The organism is Streptomyces lunaelactis (assembly GCF_003054555.1).
Classification (GTDB): Bacteria; Actinomycetota; Actinomycetes; order Streptomycetales; family Streptomycetaceae; genus Streptomyces; species Streptomyces lunaelactis.
The window spans coordinates 8072534-8092740 of the sequence record NZ_CP026304.1 but is presented as its reverse complement, the minus strand read 5'-3'; the positions used below and the strand labels follow the sequence as shown (position 1 = coordinate 8092740).

The 20207-nt window shown below is 68.5% G+C and carries 23 protein-coding genes and 2 pseudogenes; 14 read left to right on the top strand and 11 right to left on the bottom strand.

The features are described from left to right. Positions 1 to 163: 163 nt before the first annotated feature. A complete protein-coding gene (locus SLUN_RS37005) occupies positions 164 to 1060 on the top strand; it encodes an SDR family oxidoreductase (RefSeq protein ID WP_108154232.1) in 897 nt (298 codons plus the stop codon). A gap of 152 nt (positions 1061 to 1212) precedes the next feature. Here SLUN_RS37005 and SLUN_RS37000 read toward each other — a convergent pair whose 3' ends face one another. From SLUN_RS37000 to SLUN_RS36990, 3 genes are all read right to left on the bottom strand, one after another. Then, positions 1213 to 1716 carry an FBP domain-containing protein gene (locus SLUN_RS37000; RefSeq protein WP_108154231.1) on the bottom strand — a complete coding sequence of 168 codons (504 nt, stop codon included), beginning with the start codon at positions 1714 to 1716 and terminating at the stop codon, positions 1213 to 1215. A gap of 106 nt (positions 1717 to 1822) precedes the next feature. After that, positions 1823 to 2248, bottom strand: a complete 426-nt coding sequence (locus SLUN_RS36995; protein WP_159100422.1) for a carboxymuconolactone decarboxylase family protein — start codon at positions 2246 to 2248, stop codon at positions 1823 to 1825. 44 nt (positions 2249 to 2292) lie between these two features. After that, a complete protein-coding gene (locus tag SLUN_RS36990) occupies positions 2293 to 3186 on the bottom strand; it encodes an MBL fold metallo-hydrolase (protein ID WP_175313044.1) in 894 nt (297 codons plus the stop codon). A 163-nt stretch (positions 3187 to 3349) separates the two neighbouring features. Between SLUN_RS36990 and SLUN_RS36985 the strand changes: the two genes are divergently transcribed. Continuing rightward, positions 3350 to 4240 carry a LysR family transcriptional regulator gene (locus SLUN_RS36985; protein WP_108155155.1) on the top strand — a complete coding sequence of 297 codons (891 nt, stop codon included), beginning with the start codon at positions 3350 to 3352 and terminating at the stop codon, positions 4238 to 4240. Positions 4241 to 4269: 29 nt separating this feature from the next. Here the strand turns inward: SLUN_RS36985 and SLUN_RS36980 are convergent, their stop codons facing one another. Further along, positions 4270 to 5097, bottom strand: coding sequence for an alpha/beta fold hydrolase (locus SLUN_RS36980; protein WP_108154229.1), 828 nt, complete (start codon positions 5095 to 5097; stop codon positions 4270 to 4272). A gap of 243 nt (positions 5098 to 5340) precedes the next feature. Between SLUN_RS36980 and SLUN_RS42165 the strand changes: the two genes are divergently transcribed. Then, positions 5341 to 5646 carry a hypothetical protein gene (locus SLUN_RS42165; RefSeq protein WP_306610739.1) on the top strand — a complete coding sequence of 102 codons (306 nt, stop codon included), beginning with the start codon at positions 5341 to 5343 and terminating at the stop codon, positions 5644 to 5646. A 78-nt stretch (positions 5647 to 5724) separates the two neighbouring features. After that, positions 5725 to 6033 carry a hypothetical protein gene (locus SLUN_RS42160; RefSeq protein WP_306610738.1) on the top strand — a complete coding sequence of 103 codons (309 nt, stop codon included), beginning with the start codon at positions 5725 to 5727 and terminating at the stop codon, positions 6031 to 6033. Positions 6034 to 6179: 146 nt separating this feature from the next. Here the strand turns inward: SLUN_RS42160 and SLUN_RS36970 are convergent, their stop codons facing one another. Continuing rightward, positions 6180 to 6599, bottom strand: a complete 420-nt coding sequence (locus tag SLUN_RS36970) for a MarR family winged helix-turn-helix transcriptional regulator (RefSeq protein ID WP_108154228.1) — start codon at positions 6597 to 6599, stop codon at positions 6180 to 6182. A gap of 61 nt (positions 6600 to 6660) precedes the next feature. On the opposite strand from SLUN_RS36970, the gene SLUN_RS36965 reads away from it, so the two are divergent. After that, on the top strand, positions 6661 to 7461 hold the full coding sequence (locus tag SLUN_RS36965; protein ID WP_108154227.1) for an alpha/beta fold hydrolase: 801 nt from the start codon (positions 6661 to 6663) through the stop codon (positions 7459 to 7461). A gap of 64 nt (positions 7462 to 7525) precedes the next feature. On the opposite strand, the pseudogene SLUN_RS36960 reads toward SLUN_RS36965, so the two are convergent. Beyond that, a pseudogene (locus SLUN_RS36960) lies at positions 7526 to 7714 on the bottom strand (PadR family transcriptional regulator); the annotation flags it as partial. 79 nt (positions 7715 to 7793) lie between these two features. On the opposite strand from SLUN_RS36960, the gene SLUN_RS36955 reads away from it, so the two are divergent. From SLUN_RS36955 to SLUN_RS36945, 3 genes and pseudogenes are all read left to right on the top strand, one after another. After that, entirely contained in the window at positions 7794 to 8717 is a 924-nt protein-coding gene (locus SLUN_RS36955) for a hypothetical protein (protein WP_108154226.1), read from the top strand. Between the two features lie 214 nt (positions 8718 to 8931). Next, positions 8932 to 10377, top strand: a complete 1446-nt coding sequence (locus SLUN_RS36950) for a glyceraldehyde-3-phosphate dehydrogenase (protein WP_108154225.1) — start codon at positions 8932 to 8934, stop codon at positions 10375 to 10377. Between the two features lie 432 nt (positions 10378 to 10809). After that, positions 10810 to 11007 (top strand): annotated as a pseudogene (locus SLUN_RS36945) (dihydrofolate reductase family protein); the annotation flags it as partial. A 66-nt stretch (positions 11008 to 11073) separates the two neighbouring features. On the opposite strand, the gene SLUN_RS36940 reads toward SLUN_RS36945, so the two are convergent. Beyond that, complete coding sequence (locus SLUN_RS36940; RefSeq protein WP_108155154.1) at positions 11074 to 12408, bottom strand: radical SAM protein; 1335 nt, start codon at positions 12406 to 12408, stop codon at positions 11074 to 11076. Between the two features lie 291 nt (positions 12409 to 12699). Between SLUN_RS36940 and SLUN_RS39765 the strand changes: the two genes are divergently transcribed. Continuing rightward, a complete protein-coding gene (locus tag SLUN_RS39765; RefSeq protein WP_159100421.1) occupies positions 12700 to 12867 on the top strand; it encodes a hypothetical protein in 168 nt (55 codons plus the stop codon). Positions 12868 to 12917: 50 nt separating this feature from the next. Here SLUN_RS39765 and SLUN_RS36935 read toward each other — a convergent pair whose 3' ends face one another. Continuing rightward, on the bottom strand, positions 12918 to 13868 hold the full coding sequence (locus tag SLUN_RS36935) for a LysR family transcriptional regulator (protein ID WP_108154224.1): 951 nt from the start codon (positions 13866 to 13868) through the stop codon (positions 12918 to 12920). A 107-nt stretch (positions 13869 to 13975) separates the two neighbouring features. On the opposite strand from SLUN_RS36935, the gene SLUN_RS36930 reads away from it, so the two are divergent. After that, complete coding sequence (locus SLUN_RS36930) at positions 13976 to 14836, top strand: aldo/keto reductase (protein ID WP_108154223.1); 861 nt, start codon at positions 13976 to 13978, stop codon at positions 14834 to 14836. 206 nt (positions 14837 to 15042) lie between these two features. Here the strand turns inward: SLUN_RS36930 and SLUN_RS36925 are convergent, their stop codons facing one another. Further along, positions 15043 to 15669, bottom strand: coding sequence for an MFS transporter (locus SLUN_RS36925; protein ID WP_159100420.1), 627 nt, complete (start codon positions 15667 to 15669; stop codon positions 15043 to 15045). 68 nt (positions 15670 to 15737) lie between these two features. Here SLUN_RS36925 and SLUN_RS36920 point away from each other — a divergent pair, with 68 nt between their 5' ends. Continuing rightward, complete coding sequence (locus tag SLUN_RS36920) at positions 15738 to 16364, top strand: LysR substrate-binding domain-containing protein (protein ID WP_306610737.1); 627 nt, start codon at positions 15738 to 15740, stop codon at positions 16362 to 16364. A gap of 45 nt (positions 16365 to 16409) precedes the next feature. Here the strand turns inward: SLUN_RS36920 and SLUN_RS36915 are convergent, their stop codons facing one another. After that, a complete protein-coding gene (locus SLUN_RS36915; RefSeq protein ID WP_108154221.1) occupies positions 16410 to 16973 on the bottom strand; it encodes a hypothetical protein in 564 nt (187 codons plus the stop codon). Positions 16974 to 17541: 568 nt separating this feature from the next. Between SLUN_RS36915 and SLUN_RS36910 the strand changes: the two genes are divergently transcribed. Together SLUN_RS36910 and SLUN_RS36905 are read left to right on the top strand one after the other, a co-directional pair. Beyond that, positions 17542 to 18048, top strand: coding sequence for a hypothetical protein (locus tag SLUN_RS36910; protein WP_108154220.1), 507 nt, complete (start codon positions 17542 to 17544; stop codon positions 18046 to 18048). A gap of 162 nt (positions 18049 to 18210) precedes the next feature. Continuing rightward, entirely contained in the window at positions 18211 to 18501 is a 291-nt protein-coding gene (locus SLUN_RS36905) for a DUF1232 domain-containing protein (protein WP_108154219.1), read from the top strand. A 77-nt stretch (positions 18502 to 18578) separates the two neighbouring features. Here SLUN_RS36905 and SLUN_RS36900 read toward each other — a convergent pair whose 3' ends face one another. Then, positions 18579 to 19454: an ATP-grasp domain-containing protein gene (locus SLUN_RS36900; protein ID WP_108154218.1), complete on the bottom strand. Its 876-nt coding sequence runs from the start codon at positions 19452 to 19454 to the stop codon at positions 18579 to 18581. 161 nt (positions 19455 to 19615) lie between these two features. Between SLUN_RS36900 and SLUN_RS36895 the strand changes: the two genes are divergently transcribed. Then, entirely contained in the window at positions 19616 to 20197 is a 582-nt protein-coding gene (locus SLUN_RS36895; protein ID WP_108155153.1) for a GNAT family N-acetyltransferase, read from the top strand. Positions 20198 to 20207 lie beyond the last annotated feature (10 nt).

Below are 20207 nucleotides of genomic sequence, written 5' to 3'. Positions count from 1 at the left end.
CCTGATGGCCACTGTGACCAGCTGTGATGCCTGAAACGTATTGACTGATACGGAACAGGCCTTGGACTCGGAGCGCTCCCTGCGCACAAGGTGGAGCCACCAGTCCAGCACCGTCCCGGTGCCGCATCGGGCCGGACCGAGCCATCTCGTCGAAGGATGCACCATGCGCGTATTCGTCACCGGCGCAACCGGATTCATCGGTTCCGCTATTGTCCGCGAACTCATTGATGCCGGGCATCAGGTCGTCGGCCTTGCCCGCTCGGACAAGTCCGCCGCGTCGCTGACGGCCGCCGGAGCCGCGGTGCACCGTGGTGCCCTCGACGACCTCGACAGCGTGCGCAGCGGAGCGGCCGCGTCGGACGGGGTGATCCACACCGCGTTCATCCACGACTTCTCCGACTTCGCAGCCGCAGCCCAGACGGATCGGCGCGCCATCGAGACGCTGGGCGAGGCGCTCGCCGGATCCGATCGGCCGTTCGTCATCACCTCCGGGACCGCCCTTCTCCGGCCCGGCCGCCTCGGTACGGAAGAGGACGCGCTTGATCCCGGGGCGCCCACGGCGGCTCGGAACGGCTCCGAAGACACGGCGCTCTCGTTCGCCGGGCGCGGTGTGCGCGCCTCGGTGGTGCGGCTCCCGCCGTCGGTTCACGACACCGGTGATCACGGCTTCGTCCCGATGCTCATCAGCATCGCCCGCGAGAAGGGCATCTCGGCCTATGTGGGCGATGGGTCCAACCGCTGGGCCGCCGTGCACCGGCTCGATGCCGCGCATCTGTTCCGGCTGGCTGTGGAAGCAGCGCCTGCGGGCGCAACACTGCACGGGGTCGGCGACGAAGGCGTACCGGTCCGCGACATCGCCGACGTCATCGGCCGGCAATTGAAGCTGCCGGTGACCGCCATTTCCCGCGAGGAGGCAGACGGCCACTTCGGCTGGCTCGCCCCCATCGTCGCGCTGGACTCCCCGGCCTCGAGCGCTCTGACCCAGAAGCAGCTGGGATGGCATCCCGTGCAAGCTGCGCTCATCCCGGATCTCGAAGAGGGCGATTACTTCAACGGCTAGGGTCTTTCGTTTGGATCAGGCCGGATGAGTGAGCGGCCCGCCGCGGAGCGGCTGATGTCACTGCGGTGCGTGCGATCGCAAGGCGAGGAGGAGGGAGGCATGGCGGAGCCATGCCGACCGACGACAACGCGGCGAGCCCCAGGCACGGGCACTCACGTCGCGGTGACCTTACCCGCGAAGGCATCCAGATTGCCCGACATACGTGCGAGGCGCTCGTCCAGGGTCAGGGACTCTTCGTACAGCCCGGGACGTAGCTTCGGCTGCCGCTTGCCACGCACATACAGGGGGCAGGCGAGGTCCGCACACACGTAGACACCGACCGTGTTGCCCTCGCGGCCCCGGGCTCCCGCCAAGGGGGCAGCGAGCAAGGTAACCCCGGAGGAAGCGTGCCCTGTCAGGCAGATCTGGCACAGACTGGACTTCACCGCACTGGTGCGGCTCACGGAGGGCACACGCAGAGAGATCCCCAGCGGACCCTGCGCACGGGACAGCACAAGATGTGCCCGCAGCGGCGCTCCCGGATCCACCCACCCCAAGAAGTCCAGGTCCTCCCAGGGCAGTTCGGCGAAGTCGAGCGGCAGCCGCAGCCGCGCCGCCTCGCCCTTGGTGCAGTTCACGAAAGATGAGCGGATCTGTTTCTCACTGAGTGGTTCCACAGGCGTCGACCCTAGGCACCCCCCGACCAGCCCGCATCTCAATATCGCTGCGGCTGGGGCCACTTCACCCACTCGCTCGGCTTCGTGCCGGTTGGATCGCTGCCGGTTACGGCTCCGTACGGTCGGTGTGCGCGTACTCGTCCTTGATGGTTTCCATGGTGATCGAGGCTCGCGGGTATCCGATGTAGCCGGCCAGCAGAGCGGCCAGCGCGGTGAGTGCGTCTTGGTCAAGTCCGTGTCGCATACCCAGCCGAACGTGGGTGCGCAGGCGTTTGTCGGCGACACCCTGGCAGGCCAGGGCCGTGATGATGGCGATGCTGCGGTCGCGTGCGGTAAGCGCCGGGTGCCACCATCCGGCCCCGCCGGCGGCCTGGAGTGCCTCCTCGGCGAATTCCGGTCCGACGAGTTCGGCGAAGGCCGCGGGTACTTCCTGCTCGGGAAGGGCGAATATCCTGGCGTAGGCCGCGATGCCGCGGTCGCGCCTGCTCACGGTGGGTGGCGGCGTGGCCTCACCGTCGTTTGTCCCGTTCATCTGGCAGCCTTCGCTGGTCGTCGCTGACATGGGCCGGCGGCTTGTCATGCGGGGTGTTCGGAGCACAGGCACCCGACACCTTTCTCGATCCACTCCTGGCCGGCCCACTCCGGGTGCCGCTGGATCATCAGCGCCGAGATCTCTTCGACGATCGTCTGCTCGCTGACTGCCGAATCGCGGCGGACCCACGTCTCGTCCCGCAGGAGCTCAAGGTAATCGCGGACATCTGCCAGCAACTGCGGGCCGCCGACCTCACCATGGCCGGGCACCACGACCCGCGCGCCCTCGGCTGCCAGCCGCTGCATGACCGCGAGCCAGCGGGTTCCCGAGACGTCGGTGTCGTACGGCGGGAACCAGGGGAAGATGGCGAACTGCCCGGCCTCCGCGAGGTCCCCCGTGAACAGGACGTCCGCGTCCGGCACCTTGACCACCTGGTCGCCCTTGCTGTGTGCCCGGCCGGTGGCCCGCAACTGCACCATCCGGCCGCCCAGGTCCAGGTCGTACTCCTGGTCGAAGACGACATCGGGCTCCGCCAGTTCGACGCCCTCAAGCTGGCGTGCGACCGGCTCGCCGAGTCCCTTGAACATCTCGAGATAGCCCGGGCCCTTCACCTTCAGGTCCTCGGCCTGTTCCCGGTTGACCAGAAACGTCGCTCCGCCGGCGAAGACCTGCGCCCCGAAGGCGTGCTCGGGGTGAAAATGCGTCGTCGTCAGGTACAGCTTGCGTCCCTTGGCGAAGTCGGCCGCGAACTCCAGCACTTTCTCGGCGTTACGCGGGCCCATGCCGGTCTCGACCACGAGAACGGAATGCCCGCCGCCGATGATGCCGATGTTCGGCACGAGCTGCACCTGCCGGTTGGGGATGACCACCACATCACGGGCGAGCTCCTGAACACCCTCAATGTGCACGACGGGCTCCGGCATCACATGTTCAGCCATTGCGACTCCTCAGCATTGCGATGATCGCAACCTGCCGGCATCTCGCCCGCCCAGCGGGTTCGTACAGCGGCAGATCGGTAGGTCCTCAGTCCATCGCGGGACGCCCCGGGGCGTCCAACACCGATCCCGCACCCCCGATACCGTGCGGGTATCATCGCTGATGATGGAGCTACGCACGCTGGGCTACTTCGTGGCGGTCGCCGAAGAACTCCACTTCGGCAGGGCCGCCGCGCGACTGCAGATGACTCAGCCTCCGCTGAGCCGGGCCATCAAACAGCTGGAGACCGAACTCGGCGCCATCCTGCTGCACCGCTCACCGACCGGGGTCACTCTGACCCCCGCCGGAGTCGCGCTCTACGACGAGGCACGCACACTGCTGGCGCAGGCCGACCAGGCGCGTGCCCGAGTGGCCGCGGCGACCGGCACGGCCACCCTGACCGTCGGCACCCTCGCCGACAGCGCCGAACAGGTCGGACCACGAATGGCCGTCGCTTACCGGCAACACCACCCCGGCGTACGCGTCCGCATCCGCGAGGCCGACCTGACGGACCCGACCACCGGACTGCGGGCCGGCCTCGTCGACGTGGCCCTGACCCGGGCGCCGTTCGACGACACCGGCATCACCACCCGCGTGCTGCGCTCGGACCCGCTCGGCGTGGTCCTACGCGCCGACGACCCGCTCGCCGACCGCGACAGCCTGCATCTGGACGAACTCGCCGATCGCCGATGGTTCCAGTTCCCCGACGGTACGGACCAAGCGTGGCGGGACTTCTGGACGGGTCCGTCAGACACCGGCCAACGTCGTCACGGGCCCGTCGTCCGAACAGTCCACGAATGCCTCCAGTCCGTCCTGTGGAACGGCACGGTAGGACTGACACCGCTCGCCCACACCCTTCCCGAAGGTCTCACCGCAGTCCCCTTGACCGACACGCCACCCAGTCACCTCGTCATCGCCTGGAACAGCGCCAACACCACCCCGCTCATCCGCTCGTTCGTACAAATCGCCACAGCCATCTACCGCCCATCCCGCACCACGGCCCCAGAAGCGCCCTGATCATCGACCTTGGCCCTCTCTGGAGGTCCTTACCCCAGAAATGCCGCCGTGGTTGCGGCGAACCGGCCGGCGTCGTCGAGCCAGGGGTAGTGGCCTGCCCCTGGCTGCACGACGAGCGAGGCATCAGGGAACAGCCCGGCGAACTCAGCCACCGACTGAGGGGGGCTGTTCAGGTCGAGCTCTCCGGCGAGCAGCAGGACGGGGGCCCGGAAGGCAGCGAGCGCCGCACGAGTGGCCTCCGGGTCGAAGGCACCCTCGGCCGCGAAGAGAGCGACCGCTTCCTTGTTGCTCGGCCGGCCGGCCGCTTGGTGCTTCTTCGCCGCGGCGTCCCACCGGCCACAGAAGAAGGGAGCGATGGCCTCCCAGTCGCTGCCCGTGCCCTCGGTAATCGCCTCCAAGGCGGCGAACGCCGCCGGGAACCACGGTTCGGCCTTCCGAAGCTGCGCGCGCTCGCGCCGCATCTCTCCGGTGATCGTGATGCCGACCGCTGCGGAGCCGGGGGTGATCAGGGCCAGATTGCCGATGTTCTTCGGATACCGGGCCGCGTACTGCACCGCAATATTCGTGCCGGCGGAGTGGCCGAGCAGGTCCATCCGGGGCAGTCCGAGGTGTTCGCGCAAGGCCTCGACATCGTCGACAAGGCGGTCACAGCGGTAAGAGGAGGTGTCCTCGGGAATCGCGGACCGGCCAGTACCGCGAAGGTCCAAAAAGATCAGCCGGCGGTGCATGGACAGGCCGCCAAGGTCTCCGAGGTAGGTGGAGTCCGTGGGACCTCCCGGGATGCAGACGACCGGGTCTCCCTCTCCGTTCACACGGTAGGCGAGCCGGGTTCCGTCAGGCGCGGAGAAGGTAGGCATGACGTGAAGCTTGTCAGCGAGGTCCCGGACGGGACAACCAGATTCCGGCGCCCCTGCGATTTCAGGCGTCCTGTGCGGAGGGGATGCCGTCACCGATGTCACCCCGGGCCCAGTAAGGTTGCGATCTTCGGATGGCACAGCTGCCCGGAGCCCCGGAAGGCACCACCAATGAACGTTGACCAAACCCCCGTGCCATGTCGCCTCGACGTAGCCCTGGAACGCCTGGATGCCACCTTTCGCGGGATGACCGCCCACCCCGACGAACGCAACTGCGAGTGCCACTGGGGCAGCGCGGAGGAACTCGCGCTGCTGAAGGTGCCGGATGTGGAGCTGGATCCCGACCTGCTGCGCCGGACCTGGCAGGCATCCGACTGGGACGACAGCCCCGCCGTGATGCGCCGGATCCTGCCGCAGTTCGCTGCCGCCCTCGTCACAGGCCGGGTCGACGACTTCGACATCAGGGAAGCCGGGCGTGCGATTGCTCGCGGCCAGTGGCACGAGGGGCCGCCCGAAGAAGCCGCAGCGGTCCAGGAATTCCTGCACGCCTGATGGGCCCGCACTCTGACCGATCCCGACCCCGCCGTACCCGCACACGTCGTCTTCGCCCTGTGTGCCGAAGCCACCGCCGTGCTCACGCCATGGCTCGATACCTGGGAAGCCACCACTCACACCGCCGCCGACCAGCACCTGGCGCAAGCGGTAATCCAATGGGAGTACGACCTGAGGGGCGGGGACCAACTCCCCTGGACATGCTGGGGCGACGACGACGAGGAAGCCGCACTGCGCGCCGAGTTGACGGCCTGGCTGGCCCGCCACGCCCCGGCCCGACTTCGCGCCCACGGTGCCTCGGAGGAGCTGCTCCACCACATTCGGCTGATCGGACTCAGCGACGCCGACCGCTGGGATGATCCCCACTGGAACGACTGCACCTACTGACTCAGCACTTCCTGACGTTGCCTCAGGCGATGCTTTCGAGCCTGCGGATCGCCTTCCGCCCGGGTAGTGGCTCTCGACGCCGGGACTGAGCTGATGCGGCTGATCGAGGTGTCAGTCGACCAAGAGAGTTCGCGCAGCCACCTGGGCTACGCGCCCCGGCCGCCGTCGATGCGTTGAAGCAGGTCGAGCATTGTCGTGCGGTCAGCTGGAGACAGGCCGGAGTAGCACGCGGCGAGGACCTCGTCGGCGATCTGATGACCTGCTCTCAGGACCTCTTCGCCGGTGGGGGTGAGGTAGTGCTCGATGCGTCGGCCGTTGCCCGGTCGGCGCTCGATCAGGCCCAGGGCGGCAAGCCGGCCGGCGAGCGTTCCGAATGCCTGTCCGCTCTGGAACGTCGCCTCGGCCAGGGCGCGGGCCGGTGCCCCGGGCGAGCGGCTGATCGCACGGAGGGCGTCCCACTGGGCGAGCGTCGTACCGGCGGCGGCGAGCCGGCTGTCGAGCGCCCGGTGCTGCTTGTACTGGGCCTGTTTCACCGCTCTTCCAAGGGCCTGCAGTCCATCGGGCATGGACTCACCCTACCGCAGGACTAAGCTAGTTTATATAAACATCCTTAGTTAGGGTGGGGGCATGCCCACAGACAACACGGTTGCCCCGTACCCGGACCTGTCCCTCACCCTGCCCCAGGACGGAACCGGCCGTCCCTGCCTGATCCTTCACGGCGGCGGGGGGCCGGCCACGGTCGCCGGACTCGCAGACCACCTCGCACAGACCGCGCACACCATTACGCCCACGCATCCCGGTTGGGACGGCACCCACCGCCCTGCATGGCTGACCGGTATCGACGATCTCGCGCTCGCCTACCTGCACTGCCTCCAAGACCTTCAGCTACGCGACGTGCTCGTCATCGGGTCCTCGATCGGCGGCTGGACGGCGGCCGAGATGGCCGTGCGGGACACCGCGGGACTCATCACCGGACTCATCATGATCGACGCTGTCGGAGTGCACATCGAGGCCGAGCCGATCACGGATTTCTTTGCTCTCGACGCTCGTGGCGTCGCCGAGTACGCCTGGCACGACTCGGCCCGCTTCTATGTCGACCCCGCCGACGTCCCCGCCGAGCAACTCGCCGTCCGGCAGGCCAACCAGGCCACCATGCGCGTCCTTGCGGGCGCCCCCTACATGCATGACCCCAAGCTTCTCCGCCGCCTGCGGCGCATCGACCTCCCCACTCTCCTGCTCTGGGGAGAAAGCGATCGCATCGTCACCCCCGCCTACGGCGCGGCATACGCCGACGCCTTTGGCGACGGCCGACTCCAGGTCATTCCCGAAGCAGGCCACCTGCCGCAGATAGAACAGCCAGCGGCCACCTTCGCCCAGATCGACACCTACCTTCGCCAAGTAGGCGGGGACTCCGTCAACGCTCAGTGACCGTTGGCGGCCAGATGCCCTCGCCACGAACTGGCCGGAAGCGGGATATCGCAACTGGCCGCTGTCACGTGGGCACCGTGTGCGCGCCGTCCGGGCCGGGCTCGTCGTCGCCGAGGATCTCGTGCAGCCAGGCGCGTTCGGCCCGGCTGGTGGCCCGGGCGGTGAGCATCATGCCGCGCCGGTAGGGGTCGGTTACGTCCTCGGCGCGCAGCGGACGGTCGCCGTCGCAGAAGAAGCTCGCCGGCTCCTCCAGGGCAAGACTCAGGTAAGGGAATTACCCGGGTGAAGGGTGCAGACTCATCCCTATCGGACTGAAGGGTGCTGGGTGAGTCGTGGATCTGGAGAGCATCGCGGACGAGCTGTACGGGCTGCCGCCGACGGACTTCATCGGCGCCCGTACCCGGCACGCGGCCGCTGCCCGCACAGCGGGAGACCGGGACCTGGCCGGCAAGATCGGCGCACTGAGGCGCCCGACCCTCTCCGCGTGGGCCAGCAATCTGCTCGTACGGGGCGAGCCCGACGCGGTCGTCGGTCTGCTGCGTCTCGGCGAGGGCCTGCGCGAGGCGCACCAGGAACTCGACCGTAAGCAGCTACGCGAACTGTCCGGCCAGCAGCATCGCCTGACGGCTGCGCTGGCACGCCAAGCCCGGCAGCTGGCAGCCGACGCCGGACATCCGGTCAGTGAAGAGGTGCAGCGCGAGGTCGAACTCACCCTGCACGCGGTCCTGGCCGACCCGCAGGCCGCGCAGGAGTGGGCCGTCGGCCACCTCGTCAAGCCCCTCACTCCCCCGGTCGGCTTCCCCGCGGCCGCGGTCAGCGGCACCCCGCAACGAGCGGCCGGCTCACCGTCCCCGCGCTCCGGCCGCCCGGCCGGTCGGGACGACCGGGACACTGCCAAAAGCCCGGACCGGAGCGCCAAGGACCAGCGCCGCGAGGCAGAGCGGATGAAGAAGCTCACCCAGGCCCGCCAGGCAGCGGAGACCGCCGGGCAACAGGCGCACCAGCGGGAGGACGAACTCCGGCAAGCCGAATCAGAGCGCGACCAGGCCGAAAGACAGCTCCACGAAGCAGAGGAGCGCGCGACCGCCCTCGCTCAGGAGGTGAAAGCTGCACAGGAACACCAGCGCGAGGCACGCAGCGCGCTGGACCAGGCCCGGCACCGGGCAACAGACGCCGCCCGGACGGCCCGCACAGCACGCGGCGGTGCACAAGCTGCGCACGCCCGAGCCGAACGTCTGGAAGCTGACGAGAAGTGAACGACAGATCAGCGAGCCACAGGGCGGCGGTGGTGCGGGACCAGCCGGCTCACCAGCGGGTCGTCGCCCAAAAAGGCCGTGCCGGCGTGGGCACCCCCGACCAGTAGTGGTCCGCCGAGCCCGATCACTGCATCCCGCTCAGGTGGCACCGATTGAATGATCAAAGTGGCGGGGGGTTAGCATATGAGCGCCGCCTAGCTCGAAAGATAAACCTGTGACTGTCAATGACGACTCGTTCACCAACTGGAAAAACCGCGAGGAGATCGCGGAGTCGATGATCCCCATCATCGGGAAGCTGCACCGGGAGGGGGACGTCACGGTCTTGCTTCACAGCCGCTCCTTGGTGAACAAGTCGGTGGTCAGCATCCTCAAGACCCACCGATTCGCCCGGCAGATCGCCGGTGAGGAACTCTCGGTCACCGAGACGCTGCCGTTCCTGCAGGCTCTCACCGCGCTCGATCTCGGCCCTTCCCAGATCGACATCGGCATGCTCGCCGCGACGTACAGGACCGACGACCGCGGTCTCTCGGTGGAGGAGTTCACCGCCGAGGCCGTCGCCGGCGCCACCGGTGCCAACAAGATCGAGCGCCGCGAGCCGCGCGACGTCGTCCTCTACGGGTTCGGCCGCATCGGCCGCCTCGTCGCCCGCCTGCTCATCGAGAAGGCCGGCTCCGGCAACGGCCTGCGGCTGCGCGCCATCGTCGTCCGCCAGGGCGGCGACCAGGACATCGTCAAGCGCGCCTCGCTGCTGCGCCGCGACTCCATCCACGGGCAGTTCCAGGGCACGATCACCGTCGACGAGGCGAAGAGCACGATCATCGCCAACGGCAACGAGATCAAGGTGATCTACGCCAACGACCCGTCGGAGGTCGACTACACGGCGTACGGCATCAACGACGCCATCCTCATCGACAACACCGGCAAGTGGCGCGACCGCGAGGGCCTGTCGAACCACCTCCGCCCCGGTATCGACAAGGTCGTCCTGACCGCGCCGGGCAAGGGCGACGTCCCCAACATCGTCCACGGCGTCAACCACGACACGATCAAGCCGGACGAGCAGATCCTGTCCTGCGCGTCCTGCACCACCAACGCGATCGTCCCGCCGCTGAAGGCGATGGCGGACGAGTACGGCGTCCTGCGCGGCCACGTGGAGACCGTCCACTCGTTCACCAACGACCAGAACCTGCTGGACAACTACCACAGCTCCGACCGCCGCGGCCGTTCGGCGCCGCTCAACATGGTCATCACCGAGACCGGTGCCGCCGCCGCCGTCGCCAAGGCGCTGCCCGACCTCAATGCGAGGATCACCGGAAGCTCGATCCGCGTCCCGGTGCCGGACGTCTCGATCGCGATCCTCAGCCTGCGGCTCGCGCGCGAGACCACCCGCGAGGAGGTCCTCGACTACCTCCGCAACGTGTCGCTGACCTCGCCGCTCAAGCGCCAGATCGACTTCACCACCGCCCCCGACGCGGTCTCGAGCGACTTCATCGGCTCGCGCCACGCCTCGATCGTCGACGCGGGCGCCACCAAGGTCGAGGGCGACGACGCGATCCTCTACCTCTGGTACGACAACGAGTTCGGCTACTCCTGCCAGGTCATCCGCGTCGTCCAGCACGTATCCGGGGTGGAGTACCCGACCTACCCGGTTCCGGGGGTCTGATCTCGGCGGACTGTCCGATCGGGTGCCCGGCCGGCGGGCGGCAGTGGGGGCGGTGACAGCCAACTGTCGCGCTCAGGTCAGCCCGCCTTGGCCGGACGCGGTGAGCAGTTCGTCGATGGCGGTGCGTATGGACTCGTCCTGAATGAACGTCTCGGCTCGTTGGCTTGGTGTGGCCCCGCGGTCCGAGCCGGCCGGGCGGCACGTGCTGCTTGCCGGAGCCCCGGCCTCTCGGCCGACGGAAGCGGTTCAAGCCGTGGTCGGGTCTGTGCGCCAAGCCAGATGCCGCTCGCGGTTGGACCGATCAACGGAGTCCGGTCACCCGAGAGGATCCGCTTGACGCGCCGTCGATGAGTTCCGCCGGCCCCGTCGTCTACTGGGGGAAGCAGAAACCAAGATGGGGGCGGCCGTCGACGCCACCCTCGGCCGCGTCGACACTTGCTGGTGCACCCGATCGCCGTCCGCAAGGGCATGCGGCTGTTCGAAGAGGGCGAGGCTCCGATCCCGCTGAAGCTGATCTCCGCCGAGACGTTCCAGACAGGCGTGCTGAACCTCTTCCACGCGCCCGTCGAGTCAGCCGGTGAGGCAACCTATGACGACGCCAAGGCCCACCTGCCCCAGACCGAACAGTAGCGGGACCCCTCTCGAAGCACTGCCGCACACGGCCGCGACCACAAGCGCCTGTGGACACGAAGCACGTCAGGAAGTCGTGTCTTCGAGTCCTTCCAGACTGTCCATGAACGAGCTGACGGAGAACACCGCCCGGCCGGGACCTGCCGGGCCGTAGCCGGGTGGGGAGCTCAGGCCGTACTCCTCGAGCGTCGCCCGGTAGGTCTCCAGCAGACGGATGTGGTACTCGAGCGGTGCGCCCAGGGGATTGGCCTTACCCAGTGGCGTCGTCGGTTCAGGGCACCAGGTGGTGAAGCGCGGTACGACGCCGTTCGACATGAAGAACCGCAGGCCCTCGGCGGTCGATTCGATCGCCTCGCTCACCTTCGTGAAACCGAAGGGCTCGGCCATCTCGATACCTGCCACGAAGTTGGGGATTACATTGCGAGGACCGAACACCTCGGCGGAGTCCAGGATCCTGCGGTGCCATTCGTCGCGGCCGACGTAGCGTTCCTTGCCCGGGCAGTGAAGCTCGAACAGCCGGCGGTCCCACACCTCGAAGTTGGGGTGGTAGATCCGGATGCCGGAGTCATGGAAGCGCTGCACGTCGTCGCGGGGCAGCGCCTGGGCGACGACCTTGCCGATCCAGCGGCCGGGGAAACGCTCCTCGATGGCCTTCGCGTAGTGGCCGTAGAAATCGGCTTCGTCGCGGCCGGCGACCTGTGAGGTGATCGAACCGCCCGTGAGGGTGTAGGCCCGGGATGTCCCCGCGGTGTCGTAGCGGTCGATGATCTCCAGGGCCTCCAGCACCTCCTCGACCGGCTTCACCCCGGTGTACGGCCGGCCTGCCGCCTTGTGCTGGCGCCAGTTGTGGTTGATGTCGCAGAACTGGCATTCCTCCTTGGCGCCGAAGTACTGGCACACCCGAAAGACCGTCAGGTAGATGAGATAGCCCCACTGGATGGTCGGCGCGACCTCCATCACCGACTTGCCGTTCGACAGCTTGTGCCGGTAGTACTCCGGCATCGGCGGCAGGCCGACGTCCGCGATCCGCACGCCGTCCAGATACAGGCCGAGCGCGCCGTCCTCGCCGCCTCGCACGACATACGGGGAGTCCGGATTGACCCGTACGGACACGACGGTGCGGCGCAGTTCGTACGGGCCACCGGTGAGCACGATTTCCTCGGGAGGCCGGTTGAGCGCGGCGGCGCCGAGCTCCGGCAAAGTGCGGTGATCGAAGGAGAAGATGAAGTACGACTTCGGCTTGACGTCGCCGGAAGCCCCGTCGGCGGTGTCGCTGAGCGCGGACTCGTCGAAGGCCATGCCGCCCCGCAGGAGGTCCTCCTTGATCACGGCTTCCCTGGGCACCTGCGGGAAGCGCCCCATCAGGCCCTCGACCAGCGCGGTACGGCTGAGGCTCTCCATGTGCTGCTCCATCCCAGGGGGCTCCTTGAGGGTCGCTTCGAAGCGTAACCCCCTGTTTCTTCCGCCTTCGCAGCGGCCATCGTGAGCTTGACCTCTGGAAACGGCGGCCTGTCACGCCCAGCGCGTGCGCCGGGTGGAGCACCTCCAGGCCCGGCGCCCGAGCAGACATCTCGGCGGAGTTGGCATTCACGGCCAGGAGAGCTGCTCGTGCCCGGGCGACCCGCCGACCCGCACACGGACCCGTGACGTCGGAGCTCACCGGACGTTGACCAGGCCATGAAGAAGCGAAGCATGGCCGCTGTTGCGTCTCTCGTCACCGGCATCGTGGCATCCCTTATCGCCCCCTCCCCCAGCGCGCACGCCGACACGCTCGACAACCACTTGGGCTTGCCGCTCGCCGTGCCGTCCGTCGCGGACGGATCCCTTGAAGATGCCGAGGAAGTCCTCGCGGCCGAGTAACCGAGCCACCACGAGCGCCAATTCGAGCCACGCGAGGCAGCGAGCCCCGGTCACCGTCGGGGGGACTCGTCCAGGGTCGCCGCCGGTGTCGGCCGGTTTCCGTCAGTGACGACGGCGGCAGACCGGCGGCCGCTCTTCGCAACGTGGACCTCGCGCAGCAGTGCGGCCGCTGCCGCACTTGTCGGATTGCCCGTTACGGTGACGGTCTCCCATGCCGGTACGGCTCCTGCAAGCCCGACAAAGTGCACTCGATCGGTCTTGACCGCGAAGGACTGCGGCACGAGCGCCACACCGAGCCCGCACGTGACCAGATCGAGCAGGGAGTGCGTGTCGGTCACCTCCAGCGAGACGTGGCGTTCGACGTCTGCGGCGGCGAGCACGTTGTCGACCAGGTCTCGGGTGCCCCAGTCCGGGTGGAAGTCCACGAATTGCTCTTCGCGCAACTCGGCCAACTCGACCTGTGCCCGGTCGGCGTACGGATGCTCGGGCGCGCAGGCCAGGACGATTGGCTCGCTGGCCAGCGGCGCCACCACGACGTCGTCCGGGATCCGGTCCGGGCGGGAGACGAACGCCAGGTCCAGCCGCCCCGCTCGTACTTGGTCGATCAGCTCGCCGGATCCTCCCTGCCGCAACCCGATCTCCAGGCCGGGGAATGTGCCTCGGAAGCGTGCGAGCACGGCCGCAAGGTGCACTGCGTGCAGGCATTGCAGGGAGCCGATCGCCAGGCTGCCGCGCAGGAGTCCCTGCACTGCCGCTACGGCGTCCTTGGCGGCATCAGTCGCCGACAGAGCCCGGCGAGCCTCGACCAGCAGTGCCCGCCCGGCGGCGGTCAGCTCGACCTGTCGGGTGCTGCGCATGAAGAGGGAGGCACCCAGTTCACGCTCGAGCGAGCGGATCGAGGCCGACAGCCCGGACTGCGCGACATGAAGACGCTTGGCCGCACGTGTGAAGTGGCATTCCTCAGCGACGGCGACGAAGTACTCGAGTTGCCGCAGTTCCATGATTCATCACCAGCACTGCTCAAAGGGATCAGATTCTTATGTTGGACAGCTTAAACGCCACGGTGGAAGCTGGGACATACCGAAAAGATCTCCAGAAGGAACCTCCCATGCAGACACGCACCATCAGCGACGTCCAGGTCAGCGCGATCGGTCTCGGCGGTATGCCGATGTCCATCGAGGGGCGCCCCGATGAACAGCGTTCGATCGCGACGATCCACGCCGCGCTGGAGGCGGGCGTGACACTGATCGACACCGCGGACGCCTATCACAGGGACGCCAACGAGGTCGGCCACAATGAATCCCTGATCGCCCGTGCGGTGGCCGGCTATGGCGGCGACACATCGGACGTGCTGATCGCGACGAAGGGCGGTCACCTGCGTCCGGGCGACGGCTCGTGGACCCTGAACGGCTCGCCGGAGTACTTGAAGACGGCCTGCGATGCCTCGCTCAAGCGGCTCGGCGTCGAGGCCATCGGGCTCTACCAGTTCCACCGGCCGGACCCGACGGTCCCCTACGCGGAGTCGGTCGGGGCGATCCGCGATCTGCTGGACGCGGGCAAGATCCGCTTCGCCGGCATCTCCAACGCCAATCCCGATCAGATCCGGCAGGCCAACGAGATCCTCGGCGGCCGACTGGTGAGCGTACAGAACCAGTTCTCGCCCGCATACCGCTCCAGCGAGCCGGAGTTGGAGCTGTGCGCGGAACTGGGCCTTGCGTTCCTGCCGTGGAGCCCGCTGGGCGGGATTTCGCATGCCGGCGAGCTGGGCTCGCGCTTCGCCGTGTTCGCGGACGTGGCGCAGGCGCACGGGGTCAGCCCCCAGCAGGTGAGTCTGGCCTGGATGCTCGCCAAGGCACCCGTGGTGATCCCGATTCCGGGCTCTTCGCGCCCCGAGACCATCCGCGACTCGGTTGCCGCGGCCGAACTGAAGCTGGCCGCCGAGGAGCTGGCCCGCCTCGACGCGGCGTGATGAGCTGACGAGGAGCGGGGGCGGTTTCTCTGGGCCATCGTTCGCCCGGATTGGCCAACACCGGGCAGCCACCCTGGCCCGGCACGGGCACGAGCTGCCAGTGGGTGACCGCCCGTTGAGCGTGCCGGCTTGCTCCTGGACGTTGCCGAACACATCTCGATCACCCCCGTACGCGACAGGTCGCCGTTCATCCGCCGATCAGCCGCTCATCGCCGGGCGAACCGGCGCGCCAGGAGGACCGCCAGGACGGCGACGAGGCCGGCGAAGACCAGCACGGCGTCGCGGACCGGCACCGTCTGCGCGGCCAGTCCCAGCCCCAGAACCGGGACGGACAGCCCCAGATAGGCGGCGAGGAACAGCCCGGTGAGAGTCTCTCCGCGCCTCTCGGGCACAGCCAGCGACAGCACCGTACTGACGCTGCCCTTGAAGGCCGTACCGGCAGCCGCGCCGGAGACCACGCCACCGACGAGGAACAACGGGAGGTCGGCAGTCCAGACCGCGGTGGTCAGTACGGCCATGCCGACCGCGAGGAACCCCAGTCCCGCGATCAGGTGGGTGCGGGTGCTCAGGCGGGCGAGCAGGATCTGCGCCAGCGCCGCCGAGCCGAAGACCAGGAAGGCCGCGAGTCCGGTGACGGTGGGGGAAGCAACGTGCAGGTCCTTGAGCACGACCGGCGTCAGCGAGGTGAAGAGGCCGAAGACCGCGAAGATGAGCAGAGCCGCGCCGGCCGCGGCGAAGAACGCGGGACGGGCCCGGTCGGGAACGCTGACGCGCTGGGGGCGGTACCGCGGCCGGGGCTCGGGCCGCTCGACGGTTTCCGGAGCCAGGACCACCGGCCGGCGAGGCGCTCGTACCGGCCGCGCGTGCGGCGCTGCGTGCCGCGGAAGAGGCACGGTCGGCGGTGGACGCCGTGCAGGGGCTGTTGCGGGGGACGGTGACGGTCGGCACGATGCAAGGCCTCTGGGCCGGCCTCCACCACGCCTTGGCCGCCTTGAGGGCGGAGCATCCCGCCGTGGTCGTCCGACTCCGGCAGGCGGCGGTGGCCGACATCCGTCAGGCGCTGCGCGACGGCACGGTGGATCTGGCTGTGGTCGCCCTCGACCGCCAGCAGCAGCGGGGGCTGGTCACCCGGCTGCTCTCCCGCGAGGAGATGGTCCTGGTGACCTCTCCCCGGCGAGACGTCACCGGAACGGGAGGGGATGGAAAGGTCGCACTCGACGAGGTGGCCGGGCTGCCCCTGGTGGACTTCGCCCCCGGCTGGGCGATCCGCCATGCGGTCGACCGCGCGTTCCGTGCCGCCCTCGTCGAGCGCGACACGACCTTCGAGGTCAACGACATCGTCGCGGCGTCCGAACTCGTCCGCCACGATCTGGGCGTCTGCATCATGCCCGAGTCGATCGCCGCGCGCTTCCCCGACCTGACCGTGCGTCGGCTCGAACGCCACGCGCCGCACTGGAACGTCATGGTCGTACGGCCCCGGGGCGAAGCGCCCCCGGTAGTCGCCGCTCTGCTGCGCCACATCACCTGACGGCGCAGACGCCCCGACGCCTGGGGAGCAGCGGGCTCGCGGGGGTCAGAGCGGCGCCATTTCCACCCTGCCGGTGAACCGGCCACCCACCTGATCGGCGAGCCATTGGATACGGGCGGCCTGGTCATCGCGCCGCACGTGCACGTGGACGGTGTGGTCCTGCGAGAGCTCGTCCTGGTACAGGTCCCGGGAGTTCACCGAGAGCGTGAGGTACGCGTACTTCTGCGAGACCTCTTCCAGTCCCGCTTCGGGGACCGCGGGCCAGCCGTCCAGGTCCCACCGGACAGCCGCGGGATCTGGCCCGAGGGCGGCGATGAACGGCTCGGCGCGGTCCAGCGGACGGCCCCAGTCGAATACCCGGATCGGCAGACAGTCCGCAGGGTCGCCGCCGGCCTCCGACGAGCCGCACTCCTTGCCGGCCAACGCCCACCATTCGAGGTCGGGCAGTACGTGGCGCACGTGCGCCAGGACATCTGACGACCGGATCACGCCTTCGAAGTCGACCTCCCCGTGCCTGACGTCTGCAATGCCCAACAAGGTACGGACGGCGCGTATCGCCTCGGCCAGGTCGGCGGTCGTGAAGACGGCAGCCGCATTGGAGTTGCTCATCCCGGGAACCATAGGGCGGCATGTGAGCAGCGGCAACCGGCCGAAGAAGAGGTCCCGTTCGGCGCGGCTGGTCACTGAACGCGGGTGTCAGGGGACCGGTCCGTGTCGCATGATCACGTCATGACGAATCCCGTGTCCTTCCGCGATCGGACCAACTGGTCCCATGGCTACTACTGGCCGGATGGTCGCAATCAGCAGGACCGGTCGTGGTCAGCCGGTCGCGGACCGTCTGACCATGCACGAGTACGGGCGGTCCAAAGCCGGCCCCTGGCCGTCACCGGCAAGGGAAGTGGCCACCGCTTCGGTCCCCGGCCGGCGGACGCGGGAGCCGGCGGCGGGACGCTCTCAGGCGACCCAGTGCGCTCGCCGGGCAGCGGACGAGGGTGAAGGTCCATCGGCGAGGGCGGTTGCCATACGGCGCACGGCCTCGCGCAGGGTGTCGGCAGGCGTTGTGTGGGGTCCGAGAGAGCGTCCGCACCGCCCGGCTGAGGTACCGACCCACCCGCTGATCGCGTGTCACTTCGCCCCCGCTGGGGCTCGCACAGTTCCGTCGGCCATACTGCTCGCCGTGGAGAAGCAGCGCATAGGTTCAGACATCCCGCCGGTGCACGCCGCCGGGCTCGATCCGGCATACATTCCCGGTCTTGTGCCCTCGGGCTCCGAGGTGGCCGACGAGGCGGACGACACAGCTTTGGAGCAGGGCAGCGAGGCCACACCGACGGACGCTGTCCCGTCTGAGGAGGCCGTCGTCCCGAACGCGCAGGAGGATCCTGCCGACGAAGAGGACGATGGGCCCGTCTTCGAGGTGTCCGACCGGCGAGGTGCCATCGTCGCCGACCGTGCCGGCATCACCTTCCGGCTGGACGAGGAGGTAGCCGAGTTCGGCTGGGACGAGATCGGGGCGGTGGAGATCGACACCCCGCGTTTCGGGCGGCGGTTCGGCGTGACGGTCTATATGTCCGGCAGGCGCTGGTTCCAGGCCGATGTGGAGGCCCCGTCCAGAGGGGTGCTCAAGGAGTGGGCAGCGGAACTCGACACGGTTCTGGACGCCCGGTTCGAGGAAACCGAGGCGTAGACCCTCGTTTCTCAGGGCCCCTCCGGCCTCCTTCAAGGCCCGTTCCTGCAAAGCCCTCGAACGACGAGCGGTGGAGATTCCGAACCCGTCCGAGCCACCCGTCTGACGGCACCTGACTGGGCCACGGCGGGGTATTACTTCTCTCAAGAGACGGGAGAAGTCATGCGTACCGAATGGTGGGTGGTGGTGGCGGTCGCCGCGGCGCTGATCGCCACCACCGTGGTGCTGGCCGGCCTGCTCCTGGTCAGACTGGTGAGGACACGAAGGCTGCTCCGGGACGCCGGAATTCCCGTCGAGAACAAGGTGATCTTCTGGGGCGCCCTGATCTACCTGGCGAGCCCCGTCGACCTCCTGCCCGACCCGGTCCTCCTGGACGACATCGGCGTCCTGCTACTGGCAGTGCGCTCTCTCCAGGCCGCGGCGGTCAGCGCCGGCGTCGCCCGCCGACGCTGACCATCCCTGTCGATCTGCTTTCAGGAGCGCGTGGGCCCTGGACGTCACGTCGGCCGTCACACCCATCCCAAGGCGTCTCAGCCGGCCACGGCCCGTTGATGTACGAGGTCCGTGAAGCGCCGCAGCCCGTGCCCGCCGCTGTGGGTGATGAAGAGGTTGGGTTCCACGAGCTCCAGCTCCATCACGACCGGTGATCCGTCGTCGCCGAGCGCCATATCGACCCGCGCGTACAGGTGGGTGTCCTGCCCGGGTACGGCCGCAAGCGCGGCGGCGGCGAGGTCCAACTCGGCGGCGGAGGGTTCGTGGGGCGCCAGCCCCGGATGCGCCGCCCGGTCGTTGTCGACCACCCCGACATCGGTCAGGACCGGCCCCTTGCGCATCGCGTGGCTGAACGCGCCGCCCAGGAAGACGAGGGCCCGTTCGCCCTCGTCGATCCGGGACAGGTACGGCTGCACCATCGCGGTCGCCCCGGCGGCGTGGAGCGCGGTGATGTGCCGTACGGCCAAGTCGTGGTGGTGTTCTGCGTACCGGGCGCTGTCGCGGGCACCGGCGGATACAGCGGGCTTGACCACGAAGGGGCCCTCGGGGAGGACGACGTCCTCGCCGGAGGCAACGAACCGGGTCGGGACGACCGGTACCCCGCGATCGGCAAGTTCCCGCAGGTACCTCTTGTCGGTGTTCCAGCGCACGACCTCGGCCGGGTTGTCGATCCGCGTCACGGCCGCGACCGCGTCGACCCACGCCAGGTACTCCGGCCACCGATCCGCGTACCCCCACGTGGACCTGATGACCACCGCCGCGCACTGTGACCAGTCGAAGTCATCGGCGTCCCACGCCACCGGCACGGCGTCGACCCCGCGCTCGCGAAGCGCCGCCACCATCCGTGGCAGGTCCACGTCCCAGCGCCGCCCCATGGCCGACGTGGCCAGCGCCACGCGGATCGCGACGGACATCCTTACCCCCAGCAGCAGTACACGCTGTGGATCTGCTGCGGCCCGCACGGTGTGCCGCAGCCTGGCCAGATCAGCGTAGGCCTCCCCCTGATCTCAAGCACGCGGGTTATTTGTCTGCGGGCTGCTGCGCCCCCAGGAGTCGCCTTGGGAGAATGCCGGTCATGCCTTCCTTGGTCGCTCCTGCGATGTCCGCTGGTCATCTTGCCGAATCCGACCAGCCCACTTTGCCGGTCGGAGGTGATGTGTTGCTACGTCCTTGGCTGCTCACAGACGCAGCCGCGCTGATGCAGGCGTTCCAGGATCCGGCGATCCAGCGCTGGCATGTTCGGAGGGCTGATTCCGTGGATGAAGCGCGGGAGTGGATCGAGGGGTGGCAGAGCAGTTGGCAGGACGAGACCGGGGGCCACTGGAAGCTGGTCGACGCCGAAAGTGAGACGCTTCTGGGCAGGGTCGCTTTGAAGTCGCTGATCCTGGCAGACGGTAAGGCCGAACTCGCCTACTGGATGGTGCCATCAGCACGCGGTGGTGGGCTGTGCCCCCGCGCGGTCATGGCGCTGACACATTGGGCTCTGGGGAAGGGCGGGTTCCACCGAATAGAACTCGAGCACTCGACCGCTAATCGGGCGTCTTGCCGCGTCGCGGTCAAGGCCGGGTTCGAGGAGGAAGGCGTCCGTCGGGGGGCGTGGCTGCATGCGGACGGCTGGCATGACGTGCACCTTCACGCCCGCATTCGACAGGACTGACTACTGGCAG